Source organism: Rhizobium sp. Root1334, from assembly GCF_001426665.1.
In the GTDB taxonomy this organism is placed as follows: Bacteria; Pseudomonadota; Alphaproteobacteria; order Rhizobiales; family Rhizobiaceae; genus Pararhizobium.
Genome location: NZ_LMEY01000023.1, coordinates 558,994 through 579,335 on the forward strand (window position 1 = coordinate 558,994; position 20,342 = coordinate 579,335).

The following is a 20,342-nucleotide window of genomic DNA, read 5'->3' on the forward strand; positions in this document are numbered from 1 at the left end:
TCCTATGCGTATGGCCCCAGCAGCGACAGGTCGGCTTCTCCCAATCTGTCCTTGGCGGTGCGGACTTGATGCCAGTAGGGATAGAGAACCGGCGGCGCGCTGACCTTGTCGAGACGTTCGCGCTCCTCGGCGGTCAGGACAAGTTCGGCGCTGGCAAGATTATCCTTGAACTGTGCTTCAGTCCGGCCACCGATGATGACGGAGGTAACGCCCTTGCGGCCAATCAGCCAGGCGAGCGCCACCTGAGCACCCGAGACATTGCGGCTTTCGGCTATATCGACGAGAACATCGACGATATTCCACAGGCGGTCCTCGTCACGGATCGGCGGTTCGTCCCAGCCGGCCAGTTGGCGCGAGCCTTCCGCTGTCTTGTCGCGCCGGTGCTTGCCGGAGAGCAGGCCGCCAGCCAGCGGGCTCCAGACAAGCACCCCAAGGCCTTGATCGATCGAGATCGGCAAAAGCTCATATTCGGCGTCGCGCGATTCCAGCGTGTAGTGGATCTGCTGACTGACGAAACGCTGGCGGTGGTCTGCCGCACTGACGCCAAGCGCCTTCATGATATGCCAGCCCGAGAAATTCGAGCAGCCGATATAGCGGACCTTGCCCTGGCGCACGAGCATATCGAGCGCGTCCATGGTTTCTTCCAACGGGGTCTGACCATCCCATTCATGCAGCTGGTAAAGGTCGATCACATCGGTCTTCAGGCGCTTCAAGCTCGCTTCGCAGGCGCGAACGAGATGATGGCGCGAAGAGCCCGCATCGTTCGGGCCGTCGCCCATCGGGAAACGGGCCTTGGTTGCGATCAGCACACCGTCCTTGCGATTTGCGCCCAGAATCTCGCCAATGATTTCCTCCGAAACACCTTGCGAATAGACGTCGGCGGTATCGATCAGATTGACGCCGGCATCCAGAGACATATCGACAAGTTTCCTGGCCTCATTGACACCAAGATCACCGACGGTCTTGGCCCAGCCCTTGCCGCCGAAGGTCATGGTGCCGACGGTCAGCGTCGAGACCTTGAGGCCGGATCGGCCAAGAAGACGATATTCCATGATGATTTCCCGATTTGTTTGGCGTGCGGAGCGTCAGCTAAGCTAGCGGCTGGCCATCAAAAAGAAAGGGGCGGCCGGACGGCCACCCCTTGATTTTGCGGACTTGGTTCAATCCCTTGCTAGCACGATGATGCGGTCGGCGGCGGTATAGAGCAGCTTTTCCGATTTGGGCGGATTGACGGTCACACCGCCCAAACGGCGCTGATCGGCATCACCTTCCCGCTGGCGGCGATAGCCGATCGCGATCTCGCCGCGCCGCAGGGCGGCAAGGCAAATGGTGTAAAAGGTGATGGGTTCGCCGATGGCGACATAGTCGCTGACCGGGCGCATGTAGATTTCCGACCCGTCCTCATCAAGAAGCTCGTCGAAAATCGCAGCCATGCGTTCGTTTTCGGAAGCCTGCGCCAGCATCAGGCTGACCAGCTTGTTGCTGACGACGAAATCGTCGGCGCGGGTGACTTCGGCCAGTTCCCGGTTGCGCACGTCAGTCATCTCGCTGACGACGCTGATGTGGCGGCCGGCGTGTTCGGCGATCTTGCGCAACTGCAGCAGCGTCACCAAAGTGCGGGTATCGGCCGGCTGCGGCGCCATGTGATCGCTGTAACCGAGAACGAGGACGTGATCGTAGCTTGGAATATCCAGCGCATCGAGTTCGGTGCGGTTGCTGGTGTCGATGACGCGGTAGTCGACCGACATGTTGCCGTTTGCTACCCGAAGTGCGGCGATTTCCTTCTCAAGCTCCGGCGTGTCCGCTGCAATCGTCAATAGTGAGTCGGGCGCGACGTAGCGCGAAAGTTCGAACGAGATGATCGGGCCGCGACGATTCCAGCCGAGAAGCAGGGTTCGTTCCGGGCCTTGTTCGCGCATTTCCGCCGGAAGGATGGCATCTTTTTCGATATGGATTTCGCTGCCCCCGAATTTGATCGCGGCATCGTCCTCGGCGATGATGACGGCGCTTTCGCCGGGCTTGAAGATACGGCCGGGCGGCGGGTTGAGATGCACCTTGCCGTCCTCGTCGCACAGACCGATCAGCGACGATGTCTCGTAGGCCATGACAGCGGCAGCAAAACTCTTGCCGGTGATATCCGGTTGTTCCAGCGTATAGATCTCGCAGCCGTCGAAATCGAGAAGCTCGGAATAGACCGCGCTCAAGCCCGACTGGCGGCTGGAATGCACGACAATGCGGGAAATCAGATCATCGGCCAGAATGAGCTGCAGCTCGTTGCCACCGACGATGCGGGCAACTTCGGCGTTCTTGCTGTCGCGGATTTCCGCCGCGATCTGGTAGGGCTTGGCACGGCGATTGGGGGCGTTCACCAGTGCCAGCACGCTCTTGATCACTTGCGAGTCCGGATCGTCGCCTTCGGGCGACAGGACGATCACGGAACGCGAGGTTTCCGGATTGACGATGTTCAGGTCGTAGAGATCAGTCGGGTCGCCGCTACGGCAGATGATCTTGGTGTTCTTGAGGTTGGCCACTTTGGTGGCGATCTCGTCCTCCATCTCCACCTTGTCCTTGTGGGCCATGATGACGATGCGCGGCTTCTTTCGACTGGTATTGGCGATGACCAATTCGGAAATCACGTCGAAGATCGATGGCGACCAGTTCAGAATGATCGTGTGATCGTTTTCCAGCACCTGCGAGCGGCCCTTGCGTAGGTCGTCCAGCTTGTTTTCAAGGCCCGAACTCAAAACGCCGATCAAGGCCGAGAACACGAAAATGCCGGCGATGGTGACGAAAAGCGAGACGCCGCGAAAGCTCCAGCCGAGATCGCCGCCCATCGTGCCGGCATCCATGGTGCGCATCAGCGATTCCCAGGCGCCTTCGATGAAACTGACTGGCTGACCGCCCTCCGGGGCAATCTGGGTGAGCGCCAGGAACGCACCGGCGATGATGATGACGACCAGCGATATGATTGCCAGCCAGCCGATCAGCGCGATCGACCCGCCGGCCATGCTCTTATCGAACTCATAGCGCAGCCGCGCGCCCCATGACGTTGTCTTGCTCATAATTTCCCCTTAGCCCCGCCATATGCGCTTCGAGCGGATCGCAGATATTTCTAATATATTCAACAGCTTTAGACGGCCGGGTGCCAATGCACCCAGTAATGTTCATCTGGCAATCCGGCTATCTATCGACATCACGCTTGGGGTCGGCTGTTTATTCTCCGCCCGCTGCGCCGGAAGTGTCATATGGCTGTCAATTGCCGCAACTATCCATCACCCCATCTGTTCACTTGGGATTAAGACGATGAAGACGTTGCTCGGTGCGTTCACTGCACTTGTTGCCGCCAGCCTGATTGCCGTTTCGGCCCATGCCGAAAATCTGGTGCTCTACACCAGCCAGCCGAACGAAGACGCCCAGGCGACAGTCGATGCCTTCAAGGCCGCCAATCCTGGCGTTGACGTCGAGTGGGTGCGCGATGGCACGACCAAGATCATGGCCAAGCTGATGGCCGAGATCGAAGCCGGCAATCCTGTTGCCGACGTGCTTCTGATTGCCGACACCGTGACGCTGCAGCGGATGAAGGAAGCCGGCCAGCTCCTGAACTACAAGTCACCGGAAGCTGCCAATTATGACACGGCGCTCTACGATGCCGATGGCGCCTATTACTCGACCAAGATGATCACCACCGGTATCATCTATAACACGTCGGCATCGATGAAGCCGGCCGGCTGGAAGGATCTTACCAAGCCAGAGGCCAAGGGCCTGATGACGATGCCGAGCCCGCTGACCTCGGGGGCTGCCCTGATCCATGCGCAGACGCTGACGGGTATCGATGGTTTCGGCTGGGACTATTACAAGTCTCTTGCCGAAAACGGCGCCACCGCTTCGGGCGGCAATGGCGGTGTGCTGAAGGCCGTCGCCACCGGCGAGAAGGCCTATGGCATGGTTGTCGATTTCATGGCCATCCGCGAAAAGGCCAAGGGCGCACCGGTCGAGTTCGTCTTCCCGGCTGAGGGCGTCAGTGCCGTGACCGAACCGGTCGCGATCCTGAAGACCGCCAAGAATGCCGATACGGCCAAGAAATTCGTCGATTTCCTCCTGTCTGAACCCGGCCAGCAGGTTTCCGTCAAGCTCGGCTACATCCCGGCCCGCAACGGTGTAGCGCTCCCGGAAGGCTTTCCGGCCCGTGACAGCATCAAGGTACTGCCGATCGATGCGGCTGCCGCCGTCAAGAATTCCGACGGCGATCTGAAGACGTTCTCCGGTATCTTCGGGACCAACTGATCAATTCTCATGCCCAGATCGTCCGCCAATCGAAGCAGCCAGCCAGCCTGGCTGCTTCCTTTCGTCATCATTGCCGTCTGCCTGTTGAGCGGGCTGCCGCTTGCACGGCTGCTTTATGCCGGTTTGCGGTTTTCGATCGAGGGGAAGGCCACCGGCCTCTTTTCCGAGCCTTCGACCTGGTTTGCCATTCGCAACACGCTAACGACCGCGACCGGGGGCATGCTGATTGCCGTTCTGCTCGGCGCCACTTTTGCGTTTATCGTCACACTTACCGATATCCGCGCAAAGGGTTTCTTCAGCTTTGCCTTCGTGCTGCCGATGATGATCCCGCCGCAGGTAACGGCGCTCGCCTGGGTGCAGATGTCAGGTCCGGCCAGTCCGCTCTTGAAGACACTCGGCATTGCGCCGCCGCTCGGCAGCCCGCAACCGCTTTACTCGCTTGGTGGTATCGCGCTGCTTTTGGGTGTCCAGCATGCGCCGCTGGTGTTTCTCGCTTTGAAGGCGGGACTTGCTGCCTTGCCGCGCGATGGCGTCGAGGCGGCACGCCTGGCCGGTGCCTCGCCGATGCGGGTGTTTCACGACATCATCTTTCCACTGGCGGTACCCGGCTTGATTGCGGGTGCGGCGATTGCCTTCGTTTCCGGCGTCGGCAATTTCGGCATTCCGGCCATTCTTGGAATTCCCGCATCGATTTTCGTCCTGCCGACGTTGATCTATAGCCGCCTTTCGAGTTTCGGGGCAGGCACGTTTGCCGAAATGTCGCAACTCTCCATGGTGATCGCCGTCATCGCCGGGCTTGGCCTCGTTGTCCAGCAACGGGCGCTGAGGGGCAGGGATTACCGCATCATCGGTCTTTCCGGCGAGAACGCTGCCTTTTCGTTCGGCCTCTGGCGCGTTGTTGCTGAAGCCGGACTTTCGGTCGTCCTGTTCGTTGTTCTCGTGGCGCCGGTCGCAGCACTGGTCGCCAGTTCGCTGGTGCCTGCCTATGGCGTGCCGTTGAATTTTCAGACCATGTCGCTCCATGCCTATAGCGAAATCCTGTTTCGTCAGTCGGTTACGCTGACAGCGTTTGCCAATTCGCTGTTCCTGGCCGGGACGACGGCGTGCGGGCTGCTGCTGTTTACTGTTTTAACCGCCTATCTGCTGACCCGCCGTCCGGGAAAACTGGCCGATATCATCACCGGCCTGATCGAAATTCCCTATGCCCTTCCGGGCATCGTTCTCGCCGTCGCCTTCATCCTGTTGTTTGCAGCTCCGCTGCCTTTGGTGAACGTGTCGATCTACGGAACGATCTGGATCATCCTGATCGCTTATTTTTCCAGCTTCTTTGCCGTCAGCTTGAAGCCGGTGGCCAGTGCCTTCCTGCAACTCGATCCGTCGCTGGAAGAGGCGGCCCGGCTTTTCGGCGCAGGCTTTTTCCGCCGCCTGCGCGACATTCTCGTTCCGCTGATTGCACCGGCGGCGGGCGCTTCCGTTATTCTCGTCTTCCTGATTGCCTGCAGCGAATTGACAGTTTCGGCACTGCTCTGGTCGGCGGGCACGCAGACGCTCGGGGTGGCAATCTTCAATCTCGACGACAGTGGCAGCTCCGATCTGGCCTCGGCCCTGTCGGTACTGGTCGTCACCATGGTGGTCATCCTGATGCTGCTTCTGGAACTGCTGGCGAAACACCTTCCGAAGGGCGTGCTGCCATGGCGCAATTGATCCTCAATCACCTCAGCAAGGATTTTGGCACAGGCCGGGCGGCGGTCTCCGATGTGTCCCTGACCGTGCGCGACGGCGGTTTCCTGGCGCTGCTCGGACCATCCGGCTGCGGTAAGACGACGGTGCTTCGCATGATCGCCGGTTTCGAACAACCGACCGATGGTTCGATCGTGCTGGGTGAACGCACGCTGGCGGATGCCAGTGGGGCGTTGCCTCCGGAAAAGCGCAACATGGCGATGGTGTTTCAATCCTATGCGCTCTGGCCGCACATGACTGTGGCGCAGAATGTCGGTTATCCGTTGAAAGTTCGTGGCATCACCGCCGCCACCTGGCAATCCCGCGTCAAGGATGCCCTGTCGGTCGTCCGGCTTGAAGAGTTTGCCGATCGGCGTCCGGCTGATCTTTCCGGCGGCCAGAGACAGCGCGTGGCGCTGGCCCGCTGCCTCGTCACCTCGCCGGACGTGGTGTTGCTGGACGAGCCGCTGGCCAATCTCGATCGTCACCTGAAGGCGGCGATGGAGGAGACCTTCCGCGAATTCCATGCCCGTTCCGGGGCGACGATGATCTACGTCACCCACGATCAGGGTGAGGCGATGGCGCTGGCGACCGACATTGCCGTGATGTCGGAGGGGCGGTTGATGCAGGTCGCGTCGCCGCAGGACATTTATGCCCGGCCGGAAGGAAGGGTCGTCGGCGGCCAAGTCGGGCAGGGGGCCATTCTTGATCTGGCGCTGCCGGATCATGGCCCGCGCCTGCTGTCCTGGTCGGTGATCGAGGTCGCCTTCCACCAGACAGCAGGGCCGAGCCGTCCGGTCCTCGTGCGCCCCGAACACGTCGTGGCCGATCCCGAGGGCGTCATGCTGCAGGTGACATCCTGTGTGTTCGAGGGCGAACGATTTTCTCTGTCGCTACGCACGGCAGGCGGGCAGCATCTCCGCGCCTACTCCCCGCATGCCCTCGACTGCGGTGTGCTGCAGCCGTTCGTCATTCGCCAGGGTTGGATGCTCTGAGGTTTCGGTTGGCGCCCAGGGGGCAGCGGATTGCTTTGGGGAGAAAGGCATTCGACTTTTGTCACCGATTGGCTAAAGTCGCCTCAATTGCATACGGAAATTGTTGATGACCCTTCGCCTTGCCACCTTCAATGTCGAAAACCTGATGAGCAGGTTCGATTTCTCCGGCTTTCGCAACCACCTCAAGCAGGATCGCGTTCTCAGGCTCTTCGACGTCAAGAACGAGGCAGAATATCAGCGGCTCGAGGAAGCCCGCACCATCGCCTATACCGATGACACGCGGCAGATGTCGGCGCTCGCCATTGCCGATTGCGATGCCGATATCCTCTGCCTGCAGGAGGCCGACAACATGGTGGCGCTGCAGGCGTTCGAATACGGCTATCTCTTTCGTATGGTCGGCAATGGCTACCGGCAAAAATACCTGATCGAGGGTAATGACAGCCGTGGCATCGATGTTGCCGTTCTGGTGCGGGAGGAAACCCGCGATGGCCAGAAGATCGAATGCGTCGATGTCAAATCGCACGCCGGCGTCACCTATGCCGATTTCGATCTTTTCAATGATGCTTTGGCGTCGACCAACGTGCCCGGCGATCGAATTTTCAAGCGCGATTGCCTGGAACTGGATTTCCGGATCGGCGGCCGGCCGTTCACGCTGTTCGTCGTTCATTTCAAGTCGATGGGGCCGGCGCGCGACGGGCTGGATGGGCGCTCGGCGACGATGCCGGTGCGGGCGGCCGAAGCCGCTGCTGTCCGCCGCATCGTCGAAAACCGGTTCGGAGCGGATAATCTGGATAACAAGATGTTCGCCATCTGCGGCGACATGAATGATTATCAGGAACGCGTCGATGTGCTCGGCGACCGGCGCAACGGCTATAGTTTCGTGCCACGGCAGGAGACGCAAAGCGCGCTTGATGTGCTGAGCCATGACGGCTTTGTCGAAAATGTCATGCGCCGGCGCCCGGAACTCGACCGCTGGACGCTGTTTCACAGCCGCGGGCCGGAGGAACGGCATCTTTGCCAGCTCGACTATATCTGGCTGTCGCAGGCTCTCGCCCAGCGTAACCCAGCCAGCGTGCCGGAGATCATCCGGGGCGGCCAGCCTTTCCGGACGATCTTTCCGCAAGGGCAGGAGGTCGAGCGCTATCCCAGAACCGGCTGGGACCGGCCGAAAGCCTCCGACCATTGCCCTGTCGTCATCTCCCTCAATGTGTGAAATTTCCGAGGCACGATTTTATGCCGCAACTGACCAGCACAACCTCTGAATGGCCCGATGAAGGCGTGATTTTTCCCGTGACCAGCATCAATGTGCGCGTCAGCGGCGCGCCGCATCCCTATTGCCTTTCCCATCAGACAGAGGTCGCTGCCAATTGGGAACGGGAGGTTGCTGCAAATCCCGCCTTGTTTGACGGCCGTATGTTGCTGATGCGAAAGGTTGAGGTGACGAACGGCGCGTTGTCGGGCGAGTGCCACATCGTTCCCTTCTCTGCGTTTTTGCTGTGGCGCAAAACTAAGCCGGCCGGGGCGGCCCTCCATCTGTTCGGCTTGCCGGTGATCGTGTCCTCCGACGGTGCCGTCATCGCCATCCGCATGGGGCAGCACACGGCCAATCCCGGCCGTGTCTATTGTGCTGCGGGGTCGCTCGATCCGGATGATGTCCGGGATGGATATTGCGATATTGACGGCAACATGGCGCGCGAGGTGCTGGAGGAGACTGGGCTGTCACTGTTGGACGCCACGCGTGTATCCGAATTTCACGGATTGCACAGCCAGGGCGTCGTCACGGTTTTTCGCGTCTATCATTTTTCCGAGACTGCGGCGGAACTGATCGAGCTTATCGATGCCCATATCGTTGCCGACCCGGAGCCGGAAATCGACGCCGCTCTTGCTATCCGCACCGCCGATCCGGGGCAACATGCCTATCCTGCCTTCATGCCACCGGTCCTGAAATGGGTTTTCAACACGATACGGTGATGCTTTTGCGCTTGCCGCCAGCTATCTGCCATGCAAGGTCTGATGGCTGAAAACAGCAAAGGAGATCCTCGTGGCGCGTCGCTATGCAATCTACGACGTTTTCACCGCCAACAGGCTGGAGGGAAATCCGCTCGCCGTTGTCTTTGACGGCGATGGCCTGAGCGATGCGGCGATGCAGGCAATTGCCGGCGAATTCAATCTGTCGGAGACGGTGTTTCTGCTGCAACCGCAGAAAGCCGGGCATGCTGCAAAGCTGCGGATTTTCACGCCCGGCTATGAATTGCCCTTTGCCGGTCATCCGACAGTGGGTGCTGCCATCGCGCTGGCCGAAGCCGGGCGCTCTTCTGAAAACGAAGACTATGACCTCGTGCAGATGCTTGAGGAAAATGTCGGTCCGGTGCGTTGCGCCGTGCGTGGCAGGCCAGGAGAGGCTACTTTCGCCGAATTCGACGTGCCGCGCAAATCGGTGCAGCTCGACGCCAAGTTCGACCGGCAGGCGATTGCCGATGCATTCAGCCTGAAGGCAACGCAGATCGGGTTTGAAAACCACGTGCCTTCGTTCTGGAGCGCTGGTGTTCCATTCGTGATGATTCCTGTTCACGATGTCAGCGCGGCAGGTGCTGTGGAGTTCGATCCAGCCTTGTGGGAGCAGATCACCCCGATTGCCGAGGGCCGGCTCGCTGCCGCCTACATCTATTGCCGTGGCGGCGTCAATCATGTCGCTCGCTTCCATACGCGGATGTTCGCGCCGGCCATGGGCATTGTCGAGGACCCGGCGACGGGTGCCGCCGTTGCCGCCTTTTCCGGTGCCATCCACTGTTTTGACAGGCTGATCGACGGGCATCACCCGTTCCTGATCGAACAGGGCGTGGAGATGGGGCGTCCATCGCTGCTGCACCTTCACATCGACGTCTCCGGCGGGGAAATCGGCACGGCCCGGATCGGCGGGCAGGCGGTGAAGATTGCGGCTGGTGAACTTTATCTTTGAAAAACAGCCTCTAAACAGCTCACACAGATTTTTTTGAGAAATCCGAAAGAAAATCGCCCGAGGAACTAGACAAGCCCTGCGAACCCCATTATACGCCGCATCACACCACAGCAATGTGGTTCTAGAGGCCGCAGACGAAGCGGTTCTGGCGGGTGATTAGCTCAGTTGGTAGAGCAGCTGACTCTTAATCAGCGGGTCGTAGGTTCGAACCCTACATCACCCACCATCTCTCTTTTGAGATCAATGAATTACGTTGATTTCCTTTATCATAAGATAAGTCGCGTATACACCGCCTAATGCTCATTAGAGCACGAATGGTAAGTCTCTGTTTCTCCCTACTGTTTTCTTTCCACGTCAACAGATTTGTGGGTAACGATGTGGCGCGCGAATTCGAACCGCCGCTCCGTGTGGAGGCGGGATGTAGCTGGGGTCTTTGCGATCGTTAAAGGCCAAGCTTCGGCGCAAGATGGCTGCGCAGGTCGCTGTAGCACTTTTGGACCTTCTTGAACGAGTCTGGCATGACATCGTTCACCGCCCGAAAGAGAATTTCCGCAGCGTCATCAATGATGCGGTCGCCGCCGGCTCTTCCGCTGTAGGTTTCCTTGTAAGGGTCTTTTCCATCATTGACGGCTTTTTCAAAAGTCCGAATGAAGTAACTATACCACGTCTCAGATTTAACGGGGTCAAGGGGACTGGCGGAATTCAGGTAATGCTCATACGCGAAAACGTACATCGAGAACAATTGCTTGAATTCGGACGGTTTTTTCGAACTCTTCGGGAAAGGATTTTGAGGCATTACGTGGTCTCTGAGACCCTTGATCAGCGTCGCAGCCTCAGTCCGGTCCATCAGGTTCCGCGGCCGCTCTATCCGGAGCAATTCTACAACCTTCCGGACGTCGCCACGCTCTTCCAGCAGTGCTGCCGCTTCCTGAAACTTGGCAATATAATCCCGGTGAATCCTCCCCAGTAGCTCGTAGGATGGGGTGACATGATCTTTGAAGAACGCTTGTCGTCGTGCCTGTGGTATTCCAACCGCACTGAGAACCAGCTTGATACCCTCAAACAACGCTCCAATTTCAAATCCGCTCATTGCCATTTACCTCCCGTAGGTTACCCCAGTAAGAGAGGGGCCAGCCGTCCAGTTCCTTCACTTCGGAAGGGACAACGTGACTGCCTACCTCAAGTGAATAATCGTAGAAAATAAGGTCACCCCTGCTGTCGATGCAGACATGAAGTTCGTCGAAAACCCTGAATGGTATCGACGCAGATGTCCCGTCTTCCCATTCAATCGCCAGTTGGTGTTCCTGAATCGAATACAGGAAATAACCTTGAGTAAAATTCGGAGCGATGTCGCGAAAACCCCATGAAGCAAAACTCCAGTAACCTTCGCCACTCGGGTCGAATAGGAGGCGAACCAATGTCCTGGTGAAGGTGTAGCCAACGAGCTGCCAGTCACAAGCTAACACCTGAAGGCGTGCTTTCTCATCGTCAATTATCGGAACAGCAGGCCTCGCAATTTTGGGACACGCGGAAGGATCAAGAACGTCCCATCCTCCAGTGCCGTCTGGCCGGACGAGTTTCTTTTGGTTTCGGTAGTTCGCGGGAACAAAGCCGAAGCGGTTCATGTATCCAAGGATGATCCTCTCGTCGCCGGTGACGGAAAGCCGCGATTGCCCGTCCTCTGGACGTCTTAACCAGAGCAGTTCGACACACGGAATGTGCCAATCGTCGCACACAGGACCGATCCTCCCATCGGAATTGTCGTAAACACAAGATATGCCATGATGTGACCGAAGTCATTTCGTCCATTGAGACTGTGTGTCACCTTCGAAAGAATGAGCAACTCAAGACAATCACTGATTATGTAGCTGCGACTGAAACCCTGCGGCAGCTATATCAAGGGCGATCTGGCTTTCGGATACGATCAATCTCGCTCGCGAGCGATGCTCTTAGGGGTAAGGTTGCATCCTTGCTGTCCGGTAAGGTTGGCTATTCTGGATGCAGCGCTCACAAGAGACCGCGCTCGCAATTACCCAGGAAAGTGCGACTTTCTGCGGTCCGCCGCGATTTGTTTGTTGGCGCGCCATACATCGGGCCGCTGGTTTTCAGCCAGCGGCCGATCGAAGACCTTGATGCCGCCTCAGACGGCGACGCGCACGATCAGTTTGCCAAAATTCTTTCTGTCGAGAAGACCGATGAAGGCGTTTGGCGCGTTTTCCAGCCCTTCAACGATGTCTTCCCGGTATTTCAGCCGGCCATCGGAAATCCAGGCTGAGGCTTCCCGGTAAAAATCGGGGCGTTGATCTGCGAATTCGCGCTGGATGAAGCCTCTGATGGTCAGGCTCTTGCGCAAGATGGCCCGCATGACGGCCGGGAGTTGGTCCTGTGTACCGGCGGCCGAACCTGCTTCGTTGTAATGCGCGATCAGGCCGCAGACCGGGATGCGGGCGAAATCGTTGAGGAGGGGAAACACCGCGCTCCAGACGTGGCCGCCGACATTTTCGAAGTAGACGTCTATACCATCAGGGCAGGCGGCTGCGAGTTCATCGGCGAAATTGCTCGAACGGTGGTCAATCGCCGCGTCAAAACCAAGCTCGCCGCGCACATAGTCGCATTTCTCACTTCCACCGGCGATACCGACAGCGCGGGCGCCAAAAATCCGGGCGATCTGGCCGACGGCTGACCCGACGGCACCGCTTGCGGCAGCGACCACGACGGTTTCTCCGGCCTTCGGTTTGCCGATATTGCGCAATCCGGCATAGGCGGTGAAGCCGGGCATGCCGAGAATGCCGAGCGCCGTTGTCACCGGAGCCTGCTGCGGGTCGAGTTTTCGCAGGTCGCTGCCATTCGAGATCGCATGGCTCTGCCAGCCGGAATGGGACAGGACGATATCGCCCGGATTGTAAGCAGCGTTGCGCGACCGCAGCACCCTTGCCACCGTACCGCCCTCTATGACCCCACCGATCTCGACCGGCTTGGCATAGGATTTGGCGTCGTCCATGCGCCCGCGCATATAAGGATCAAGGGAAAGATAGAGGATTTGCAGAAGCACTTCGCCTTCTGCGGGATCGGCAATCACCTTTTTCTCCAGCCGGAAATTTCCCGATTCCGGCTTGCCGGACGGCCGCGACGCAAGGACGATGCGGGTAGAGGTGAACTGGTCGGACATTGGTCTATCCTCACTTCTTCGAATATAAAATGTTTGTTTCAATTGGTTAGCGGATCTTGATCGTACCGCCTCCGGCGTTTCAGGCGAGGTGACTTTTTCTCCATACCTCACGCCAAAAAGAATGGCGTTTCTTATAAATCATTTTGTCTACTGATTTTATAGACTAAGTTTTCCAACTTAGCGAAGGGATCAGTGGCCCATGCCCTACCTCCTCAGTCTTCTGGACAAGAGCCCAATCGAAGAGGGCGGTACTGCTGCGGATGCCTTGCGCACCACGGTCAGGCTCGCTCAAAGGGCCGAAGAGCTTGGTTACCACCGTTTCTGGGTCGCCGAGCATCATAGCATGGCCAATCTCGCAAGTTCAGCCCCGGAAACGCTGATTGCGTATCTGCTGGCCAAGACGGCGAGGATCCGTGTTGGGTCAGGCGGGGTCATGCTTCAGCACTACAGCGCCTACAAGGTTGCCGAGACCTTCAACCTTCTGGCCTCGCTTGCCCCGGGCCGTGTCGATCTCGGCGTCGGCAAGGCGCCGGGCGGCTTTCCGCTCTCGACCCGTGCGCTTCAGGCCGGTGTTGATCCATCCGGAAAGCCGGACTTTGCCGAGCAATTGTCCGGCATCAATACCTATCTTGCCGCCGATCCCGCTTCCGAAGGTCCACATGCGACCCCGTTTCCGCCCGCGCCGCCGGAGCGCTTCCTGCTTGGCGCCAGTGTTGACAGTGCCGAGCTTGCCGCAGCCAAGGGCTGGCGGCTGGTTTTTGCGGGGCAGTTGAACGGCGATCCGGAAAATCTCCGCAAGACCTTTGACGCCTATACACGCGCCAGCGGCAAGACGCCGATCCTGGCGCTTGCCGCCTATGCCGCAGAAGACGCTGATGTGGCGCGCAAGGCTGTAAGCGATCTGCGCATCGTCAAGGTTTTCCTCGTGGACGGCAGAAGCGTTAATGTCGGCACCGAGGAGCAGGCCGCTGAATATGCGCGGCAGGCCGGCGTCGCCATCGACAGGCTCGAATCCAAGGCACCGAGCGTACTGCACGGCACCGCCGCCGAGGTGCGGGCGCAACTCGATGACCTGCACAGCCGCTACGGCATTTCCGAATTTATCATCGAAACGCCGGCGCTTGCCGCTGCCGAGCGCCTCGCCTCGATCGAACGTCTCGCCAAGGAACGGCTGTCTCTCGCCGCTTGATATCGACAAAAAGGATTTCTCCGATGGTTCAGAAACACATTCCGTTCGGCATCATGCTGCAAGGTCCCGGTGGCCATATGAACGCCTGGAAACACCCGAGCGGGCCAGCCGATGCCAGCGTCAACTTCGAGTTCTTCGTCAACACCGCCCGCCGGGCAGAGGCCGCAGGCATTGCTTTTGCCTTCGTTGCCGATGGGCTCTACATCAACGCACAGTCCATCCCGCATTTCCTCAACCGGTTCGAACCGATCTCCGTCCTCTCTGCTCTGGCTGCTTCAACCTCGAAAATCGGCCTCGTCGGCACCGTCTCCACCTCCTATAGCGACCCTTTCACCGTCGCCCGTCAGTTTGCCACGCTCGATTTGATCAGCGGCGGTAGAGCAGGCTGGAATGCGGTGACGACGCCGCTCGAAGGATCGGGCCGCAACTACAGCCGCGAGCATCCCGAACACGAGTTGCGCTACGAGATCGCCGACGAATATCTCGATGTTGCCAAGGGGCTGTGGGATTCCTGGGATGACGACGCCTTTGTCCGTAATCGGGAGACCGGTGTCTATGCCGATACGGCGAAACTGCACACGCTTGGTCACAAGGGTCGCTTTTTCCGCGTCGAAGGTCCACTGAATATCGGCCGCTCGAAACAGGGCCAGCCGGTTATTTTCCAGGCGGGTGCGTCCGATTCTGGCATCAGGCTCGCCGGTAAACATGCCGATGCCGTCTTCACCAATGGCGGGCCGATCGAGGACGCCAAGGTTTTTTACAAGCAGGTCAAGCAGAGCACGATCGCGCAGGGGCGGCGTGCGGCCGAGATCGGCCTCTATCCGGGCATCGGGCCGATAGTCGGCGCAACGACGGAGGAGACGGAACGGAAATACCAGGCGATCCGCAATCTCGTCACCATCGAGGAAGCGTTGCTCTATCTCGGCCGGTTTTTCGATCATCATGATTTCAGCGTGTACCCACTGGACGAGGCCTTTCCGGATATCGGCGATATCGGCAAGAACAGTTTTCGCGCCACCACCGACCGGATCAAGAAGACGGCGCGTGAGAAAAACCTCACCCTGCGCGAAATTGCCCTTGATGCGGCCACGCCGCGGACGACTTTCATCGGCACTGCCGAGCATATCGCCGACGAGATCATCCGCTGGGTCGAGGAGGGGGCTGCCGACGGTTTCATTCTCGGGTTCCCGGTGATTGCCGAAGGGCTCGACGATTTCGCCACCCATGTCCTGCCGATCCTGGAACAGCGTGGCTATTTCAATCCGGCGCTCGAGGGCGCGACACTGCGGGATCATCTGGGACTCGAATACCGCGAAAGCCGCTATGCAGCCCCCACGGAAAACGTCGAACGTGGAAAGGCGGTCGGCGCCTGAGGCGCCGGGAGCGGCCATGAACATCATCGCACAGACCCAACGCCTGAACGATCCGGTAGAGCAAGGCATCGCCGCCTATCTCGACGAGATCATCGCGCTTCGCCACGACCTCCATCAGTATCCGGAGCTTGCCTTCCAGGAGCGGCGGACCAGCAAGCTGATCACTTCGCATCTGTCCTCCTGGGGATACGATGTCACCACCGGCATCGCCGGAACAGGTGTTGTCGCAACGTTGAAGCGTGGCGCTGGCGAACGCCGGATCGGCATCCGGGCCGATATGGATGCCCTGCCGATCGAGGAGGCAACTGGGCTTGCCTATGCCAGCAGCAATCCGGGTGTCATGCACGCCTGCGGCCACGATGGCCATACGTCCATTCTCCTAGCCGCCGCCCGTTATCTTGCTGAAAGCTCAACGTTCGACGGAACGCTTCACCTGATCTTCCAGCCGGCCGAGGAAATCGGCGCCGGTGCCCGCAAGATGATTTCGGAAGGACTGTTCGAGCGCTTTCCGGTCGATGCGATCTTCGGGCTGCACAATTGGCCCGGTGTGCCGCTGGGTCAGTTCGGCTTTGTCGCCGGGCCGGCGATGGCATCCGTCGATCAGGCGAAGATCCGCATTGTCGGCAAGGGCGGTCATGGGGCAGAGCCGCACCGCGCTATCGATCCGGTGCTGGCCTCCGCATCCTTCATCACGGCGCTGCAGAGCGTGGTCTCGCGCAATGTCGATCCGCAGGAAATGGCAGTGGCGACAGTCGGCTCTATCCACGCGGGCTCGGCCTCCAATGTCATTCCGGAGAGCGTCGAGCTGAAACTCACCATGCGCGCCTTTACCGAAACCGTTCGCCAGCAGTTGCAGGAACGCATTCCGGCGCTGGCGCGGGCGCAGGCGGAGAGTTTTGGCGCCGTCGCTGATGTGGATTACAGGCTGGGTTTCCCGGCGCTGATCAACCACCGCGAAGAGACCGATTTTGCACGCAGTGTCGCACTCGCCACTTTCGGCCCGGCAAGGGTGGAGGAGGGGTTCAAGCCGCGCACGGCGAGTGAGGATTTCGCCTTCATGCTGCAGGAAAAGCCCGGCAGTTACCTGTTCGTCGGCAATGGCGACACAGCGCCCCTGCACAGCGCCCATTACGATTTCAACGACGCGATCATCGCGCCCGCCGCCCGCTACTGGGTGCGCCTGGCGGAAGCTTTTCTCAACTAGATCTCAACAGCCACAGTTTGAACAGGAATGGCGAAAATGAGCGATACGTTTGTCTACACCACGCCGCTTGATCCCCGCGCAAAACCGCTGATCGATGAACTGACCTACGAGTACGACAGCCGTTACGGATCGTATTTCAGCGCCGCCGGTGCAGTCGAAGAGATGAACCGCTATCCGGCCGAAGCTTTTGCGCCGCCGCATGGGAATTTTCTGCTGCTTCAGCGCAACGGGGAGACGATCGGCGGCGGTGCCTTCAAATATTATGACGAGCGCACCGTCGAGTTCAAACGCATCTGGACACGCTCCGACCTGCGCCGTCAGGGCCTTGCCGTCAAGGTTTTGATCGAACTGGAGGAACAGGCGGCGCGTCAGGGATTTTCCCGCATCTACCTGACCACCGGCTTTCGCCAGCCGGAGGCCGTCGGCCTCTATCTGAAATACGGTTACACGGCGCTGTTCGACGTCGATGCCGACCCGGAAATCTACAAGTCTCTGCCCTTTGAGAAAGAGATCGGCCATCTCGCGGTCGCGGGGCTGCCGGGGGCCGTGGCAGCGGAGCAACCGTTCCCGCGTGCAGCCGGACAGCGCTGAGCAATCAGAAATTTCACCACTTACTAGGGGGCAGCAGATGGCGCTCACGTCAGATTTCGCAGGCATCGAGCCAGGCCGTAGAGCGGCCGGGCACAGCCAGGACTATTCGCGCTACCGGATTATTCCCGCGCGCCATCCCGGAAGGCTGGTGGGTACCGTATTCGCCGGCCTCGTCATTGCTGCAATTCTCTATTCGACCTTCACCAACCCGCGCTGGGGCTGGAATGTCTTTGCCGAATGGTTCTTTGCCGAACCGGTTCTGGCGGGTCTCGGCCGGACGTTGTTGCTGACGGCGCTGGCAACCGTGTCCGGCTCGGTGCTGGGGACGGCACTGGCGCTTGCCCGGGTGTCGAAATCGCCGTTGTTGTCCGGCCTCTCATGGGGCTATGTCTGGCTGCTGCGCTCGATCCCGCTGATCGTGCTGCTGCTGGTTCTCAACAATCTCGGCTACCTCTACGAGACGATCAAAATCGGCGTACCATTCACCGATGCGGTCCTGTTCAATTATCCGACCGTGCAGTTGCTGACGCCGTTTGCCGCCGCCTTCCTCGGGCTTACGCTGAACCAGTCTGCGTTCTTTTCGGAAATCGTCCGGGGTGGCATCCTGTCCGTCGATCAGGGCCAACTTGAAGCCGCCGCCGCCCTTGGCCTGCCGCGCCGCCGCCAGGTGTTCCGCATCGTCCTTCCGCAGGCGATGCGCTCGATCCTGCCGACCGGCTTCAACGAGATCATCGGTCTGGCGAAAAGCACGTCGATGGTCTACGTGCTTGCTCTGCCGGAGCTGTTCTACACGGTGCAGGTTATCTACCGCCGCAACCTTGAAGTCATCCCGCTCTTGATGGTGGCGACGGCCTGGTATCTGGTGATCATGACCGTGCTGTCAATCGCCCAGCACTATATCGAGCGGTACTTTTCCAAAGGCGCGGTGCGCAATCCGGTGCCTCTGCCTTTCCAGGCGTTCTTCACTCGCTTTCGCCAGCCACTGCCGCGGCAGGTCGCCGGTGCAAGCGCCCCGACCGTCCGCAAAACCGGTTTTCGCGATGCGCCTTTATTGAGAGCCGGTGCTACCGTCCGCATCCATGGCATTTCGAAAAGTTTCGGTGCCTTGAAGGTGCTGGATGCGATCGACCTGACACTTCCGGCAGGAAGCGTCACCGCTATTCTCGGACCGTCCGGCTCCGGCAAGTCGACCCTGTTGCGCGCTATCAACCATCTGGAACGTGTCGATAGCGGCTTCATCTCCGTCGACGGTGATCTTGTCGGCTATCGCCAGAACGGCGAAACGCTCTACGAACTGAAGGAAAAGGATATTCTGAAAAGCCGTGCCGACATCGGCATGGTGTTCCAGAACTTCAATCTCTTCCCGCATCTGACCGTGCTGGAAAACCTGGTTGAAGCGCCCATGCAGGTCCGGGGGACGGATCGCGCCGAGGCCGTCGAGCTGGCGCGGGAGCTTCTTTCCCGCGTCGGCCTGACGGACAAGATCGATGCCTATCCCCGCCAGCTTTCCGGCGGCCAGCAGCAGCGTGTTGCCATCGCTCGCGCCTTGGCGCTGAAGCCGAAGGTGCTACTGTTCGACGAGCCGACATCGGCGCTTGACCCGGAGCTGGTCGGCGAAGTGCTTGATGTGATCAAGGAATTGGCCCGTACCGGAACGACACTGGTGATCGTCACCCACGAAGTTGGGTTTGCCCGCGAAGTGGCCGATACGGTGGTGTTCATGGAGGGCGGCCACATTCTGGAGGTCGGCCCACCGGCCCGGATCTTCAATCAGCCGAACCATCCGCGTACCCGCGAATTCCTCGCAAAAGTTCTCTAGCAGATTTCCGGCCGCCTAAGCGTACGGGATGGGACTGACATCAACTGCAACCATAAGATGAAAATGGAGACGGGACACATGACATTCTTACACAATGCTAAACTTCTGATGGCAGGCGCCGTTACGATCGCGGCCCTTGGGCTGGGCTCCGCACATGCGGCCGAGAAGTTCGACCTGAGCCCGGATATTTCCAAGCGGGTTCGTGCCGAAAAAGACGAAGCGGCGATCAAGGCGATCGCAAGCGACTTCAAATTCGTCACGCCGGGCAAGCTCACCGTTGCCATCAATGCCTGGGATCCGCCGATCGCCACCTATGCTTCGGACGCCAAGACGGTTGTTGGTGCCGATCCGGACCTCGCTTCGCTTCTGGCGGATTCGTTGGGTCTTGAGCTCGAACTGGTCTCCGTTGCCTGGGCAGACTGGCCGCTCGGTGTTGCCTCCGGCAAATATGACGCGGTCATCAGCAATGTCACGGTGACCGAAGAGCGCAAGGAGAAGTTCGATTTCTCCACCTATCGCAAGGATGTGCTGGGCTTTTACGTCAAGGCCGACAGCAAGGTCACCGAGATCAAGGAGCCGAAGGATGTCGCCGGGCTGAAGGTGATCACAGGGGCGGGCACCAATCAGGAAAAGATCATTCTTGAATGGGACCGCCAGAACGTTGCAGCGGGTCTCGCGCCGATCGAGGTGCAATATTACGACGACCGTGCGGCCGCCGAACTGGCGCTGCAGTCCGGCCGCGCCGATGTCGAGTTCAATCCGAACGCAACGCAGGCCTATAGCGCCTCGATCAAGAGCCAGACCAAGCTCGTTGGCATCGTCAGCGGTGGCTGGCCACTGGCGGCCGACATCGCGGTCACGACCCGCAAGGGCGCCGGTCTTGCCGATGCGGTGACGGTGGCGATCAACGACCTGATCAAGAGCGGCAAGTATGGCGAAGTGCTGAAGCACTGGAGCCTCGAAGCCGAAGGTGTCGATCAGTCCTACACCAACCCAGCCGGCTTGCCGAAGAGCGGTTCGTAAAACGGTACGAGGCGGCC

Annotated in this window: 17 protein-coding genes and 1 tRNA gene; 13 read left to right on the top strand and 5 right to left on the bottom strand. The window is 59.4% G+C overall.

The features are described 5' to 3' along the window. Window positions 1-2 precede the first annotated feature (2 nt). Window positions 3-1,052 carry an aldo/keto reductase gene (locus ASD36_RS21085; protein ID WP_060506150.1) on the bottom strand — a complete coding sequence of 350 codons (1,050 nt, stop codon included), beginning with the start codon at window positions 1,050-1,052 and terminating at the stop codon, window positions 3-5. A gap of 108 nt (window positions 1,053-1,160) precedes the next feature. After that, window positions 1,161-3,062 (bottom strand): hypothetical protein, encoded by a 1,902-nt coding sequence (locus ASD36_RS21090; protein ID WP_060506151.1) that lies wholly within the window; start codon window positions 3,060-3,062, stop codon window positions 1,161-1,163. Window positions 3,063-3,303: 241 nt separating this feature from the next. Here ASD36_RS21090 and ASD36_RS21095 point away from each other — a divergent pair, with 241 nt between their 5' ends. The 7 genes from ASD36_RS21095 to ASD36_RS21125 all read left to right on the top strand — a co-directional run bounded on the left by ASD36_RS21095 (window position 3,304) and on the right by ASD36_RS21125 (window position 10,183). Further along, on the top strand, window positions 3,304-4,284 hold the full coding sequence (locus tag ASD36_RS21095; protein ID WP_060506152.1) for an ABC transporter substrate-binding protein: 981 nt from the start codon (window positions 3,304-3,306) through the stop codon (window positions 4,282-4,284). Between the two features lie 9 nt (window positions 4,285-4,293). Continuing rightward, the gene (locus tag ASD36_RS21100; protein WP_060511791.1) at window positions 4,294-5,988 is read left to right on the top strand and encodes an iron ABC transporter permease; all 1,695 of its coding nucleotides are present in this window, start codon (window positions 4,294-4,296) and stop codon (window positions 5,986-5,988) included. After that, entirely contained in the window at window positions 5,976-6,998 is a 1,023-nt protein-coding gene (locus tag ASD36_RS21105) for an ABC transporter ATP-binding protein (protein ID WP_060506154.1), read from the top strand. The genes ASD36_RS21100 and ASD36_RS21105 overlap by 13 nt, the downstream gene beginning before the upstream one ends. Before the next feature lie 106 nt (window positions 6,999-7,104). Next, on the top strand, window positions 7,105-8,211 hold the full coding sequence (locus tag ASD36_RS21110; protein WP_060506155.1) for an endonuclease/exonuclease/phosphatase family protein: 1,107 nt from the start codon (window positions 7,105-7,107) through the stop codon (window positions 8,209-8,211). 20 nt (window positions 8,212-8,231) lie between these two features. Next, entirely contained in the window at window positions 8,232-8,969 is a 738-nt protein-coding gene (locus ASD36_RS21115) for a hypothetical protein (RefSeq protein WP_060506156.1), read from the top strand. A gap of 70 nt (window positions 8,970-9,039) precedes the next feature. Beyond that, window positions 9,040-9,957, top strand: a complete 918-nt coding sequence (locus ASD36_RS21120; RefSeq protein WP_060506157.1) for a PhzF family phenazine biosynthesis protein — start codon at window positions 9,040-9,042, stop codon at window positions 9,955-9,957. Window positions 9,958-10,107: 150 nt separating this feature from the next. Continuing rightward, window positions 10,108-10,183 (top strand) — tRNA-Lys (locus ASD36_RS21125). A gap of 216 nt (window positions 10,184-10,399) precedes the next feature. Here the strand turns inward: ASD36_RS21125 and ASD36_RS21130 are convergent. The 3 genes from ASD36_RS21130 to ASD36_RS21140 form a co-directional block, all read right to left on the bottom strand. After that, window positions 10,400-11,047: a hypothetical protein gene (locus tag ASD36_RS21130; protein WP_060506158.1), complete on the bottom strand. Its 648-nt coding sequence runs from the start codon at window positions 11,045-11,047 to the stop codon at window positions 10,400-10,402. Then, window positions 11,034-11,693 carry a hypothetical protein gene (locus ASD36_RS21135; RefSeq protein WP_060506159.1) on the bottom strand — a complete coding sequence of 220 codons (660 nt, stop codon included), beginning with the start codon at window positions 11,691-11,693 and terminating at the stop codon, window positions 11,034-11,036. The genes ASD36_RS21130 and ASD36_RS21135 overlap by 14 nt, the downstream gene beginning before the upstream one ends. A gap of 404 nt (window positions 11,694-12,097) precedes the next feature. Next, window positions 12,098-13,126, bottom strand: coding sequence for an NADP-dependent oxidoreductase (locus ASD36_RS21140; protein WP_060506160.1), 1,029 nt, complete (start codon window positions 13,124-13,126; stop codon window positions 12,098-12,100). A gap of 199 nt (window positions 13,127-13,325) precedes the next feature. On the opposite strand from ASD36_RS21140, the gene ASD36_RS21145 reads away from it, so the two are divergent. The 6 genes from ASD36_RS21145 to ASD36_RS21175 all read left to right on the top strand — a co-directional run bounded on the left by ASD36_RS21145 (window position 13,326) and on the right by ASD36_RS21175 (window position 20,325). After that, a complete protein-coding gene (locus ASD36_RS21145; RefSeq protein ID WP_060506161.1) occupies window positions 13,326-14,315 on the top strand; it encodes an MsnO8 family LLM class oxidoreductase in 990 nt (329 codons plus the stop codon). A gap of 23 nt (window positions 14,316-14,338) precedes the next feature. Beyond that, on the top strand, window positions 14,339-15,688 hold the full coding sequence (locus ASD36_RS21150; RefSeq protein WP_060506162.1) for an LLM class flavin-dependent oxidoreductase: 1,350 nt from the start codon (window positions 14,339-14,341) through the stop codon (window positions 15,686-15,688). A 16-nt stretch (window positions 15,689-15,704) separates the two neighbouring features. After that, complete coding sequence (locus ASD36_RS21155; RefSeq protein ID WP_060506312.1) at window positions 15,705-16,892, top strand: M20 aminoacylase family protein; 1,188 nt, start codon at window positions 15,705-15,707, stop codon at window positions 16,890-16,892. Window positions 16,893-16,928: 36 nt separating this feature from the next. After that, window positions 16,929-17,483 (top strand): GNAT family N-acetyltransferase, encoded by a 555-nt coding sequence (locus tag ASD36_RS21160; RefSeq protein ID WP_060506313.1) that lies wholly within the window; start codon window positions 16,929-16,931, stop codon window positions 17,481-17,483. Window positions 17,484-17,520: 37 nt separating this feature from the next. After that, a complete protein-coding gene (locus tag ASD36_RS31730; protein WP_082512281.1) occupies window positions 17,521-19,302 on the top strand; it encodes an amino acid ABC transporter permease/ATP-binding protein in 1,782 nt (593 codons plus the stop codon). 78 nt (window positions 19,303-19,380) lie between these two features. Then, window positions 19,381-20,325, top strand: a complete 945-nt coding sequence (locus tag ASD36_RS21175) for an ABC transporter substrate-binding protein (RefSeq protein WP_060506163.1) — start codon at window positions 19,381-19,383, stop codon at window positions 20,323-20,325. Window positions 20,326-20,342 lie beyond the last annotated feature (17 nt).

Coding starts and splice junctions, on each gene's coding strand:
- ASD36_RS21155 (WP_060506312.1), top strand. CDS start 15,705: ATGAACATCATCGCACAGACCCAACGCCTGAACGATCCGGTAGAGCAA.
- ASD36_RS21145 (WP_060506161.1), top strand. CDS start 13,326: ATGCCCTACCTCCTCAGTCTTCTGGACAAGAGCCCAATCGAAGAGGGC.
- ASD36_RS21095 (WP_060506152.1), top strand. CDS start 3,304: ATGAAGACGTTGCTCGGTGCGTTCACTGCACTTGTTGCCGCCAGCCTG.
- ASD36_RS21100 (WP_060511791.1), top strand. CDS start 4,294: ATGCCCAGATCGTCCGCCAATCGAAGCAGCCAGCCAGCCTGGCTGCTT.
- ASD36_RS21115 (WP_060506156.1), top strand. CDS start 8,232: ATGCCGCAACTGACCAGCACAACCTCTGAATGGCCCGATGAAGGCGTG.
- ASD36_RS31730 (WP_082512281.1), top strand. CDS start 17,521: ATGGCGCTCACGTCAGATTTCGCAGGCATCGAGCCAGGCCGTAGAGCG.
- ASD36_RS21090 (WP_060506151.1), bottom strand. CDS start 3,062: ATGAGCAAGACAACGTCATGGGGCGCGCGGCTGCGCTATGAGTTCGAT.
- ASD36_RS21105 (WP_060506154.1), top strand. CDS start 5,976: ATGGCGCAATTGATCCTCAATCACCTCAGCAAGGATTTTGGCACAGGC.
- ASD36_RS21085 (WP_060506150.1), bottom strand. CDS start 1,052: ATGGAATATCGTCTTCTTGGCCGATCCGGCCTCAAGGTCTCGACGCTG.
- ASD36_RS21175 (WP_060506163.1), top strand. CDS start 19,381: ATGACATTCTTACACAATGCTAAACTTCTGATGGCAGGCGCCGTTACG.
- ASD36_RS21150 (WP_060506162.1), top strand. CDS start 14,339: ATGGTTCAGAAACACATTCCGTTCGGCATCATGCTGCAAGGTCCCGGT.
- ASD36_RS21130 (WP_060506158.1), bottom strand. CDS start 11,047: ATGAGCGGATTTGAAATTGGAGCGTTGTTTGAGGGTATCAAGCTGGTT.
- ASD36_RS21140 (WP_060506160.1), bottom strand. CDS start 13,126: ATGTCCGACCAGTTCACCTCTACCCGCATCGTCCTTGCGTCGCGGCCG.
- ASD36_RS21160 (WP_060506313.1), top strand. CDS start 16,929: ATGAGCGATACGTTTGTCTACACCACGCCGCTTGATCCCCGCGCAAAA.
- ASD36_RS21110 (WP_060506155.1), top strand. CDS start 7,105: ATGACCCTTCGCCTTGCCACCTTCAATGTCGAAAACCTGATGAGCAGG.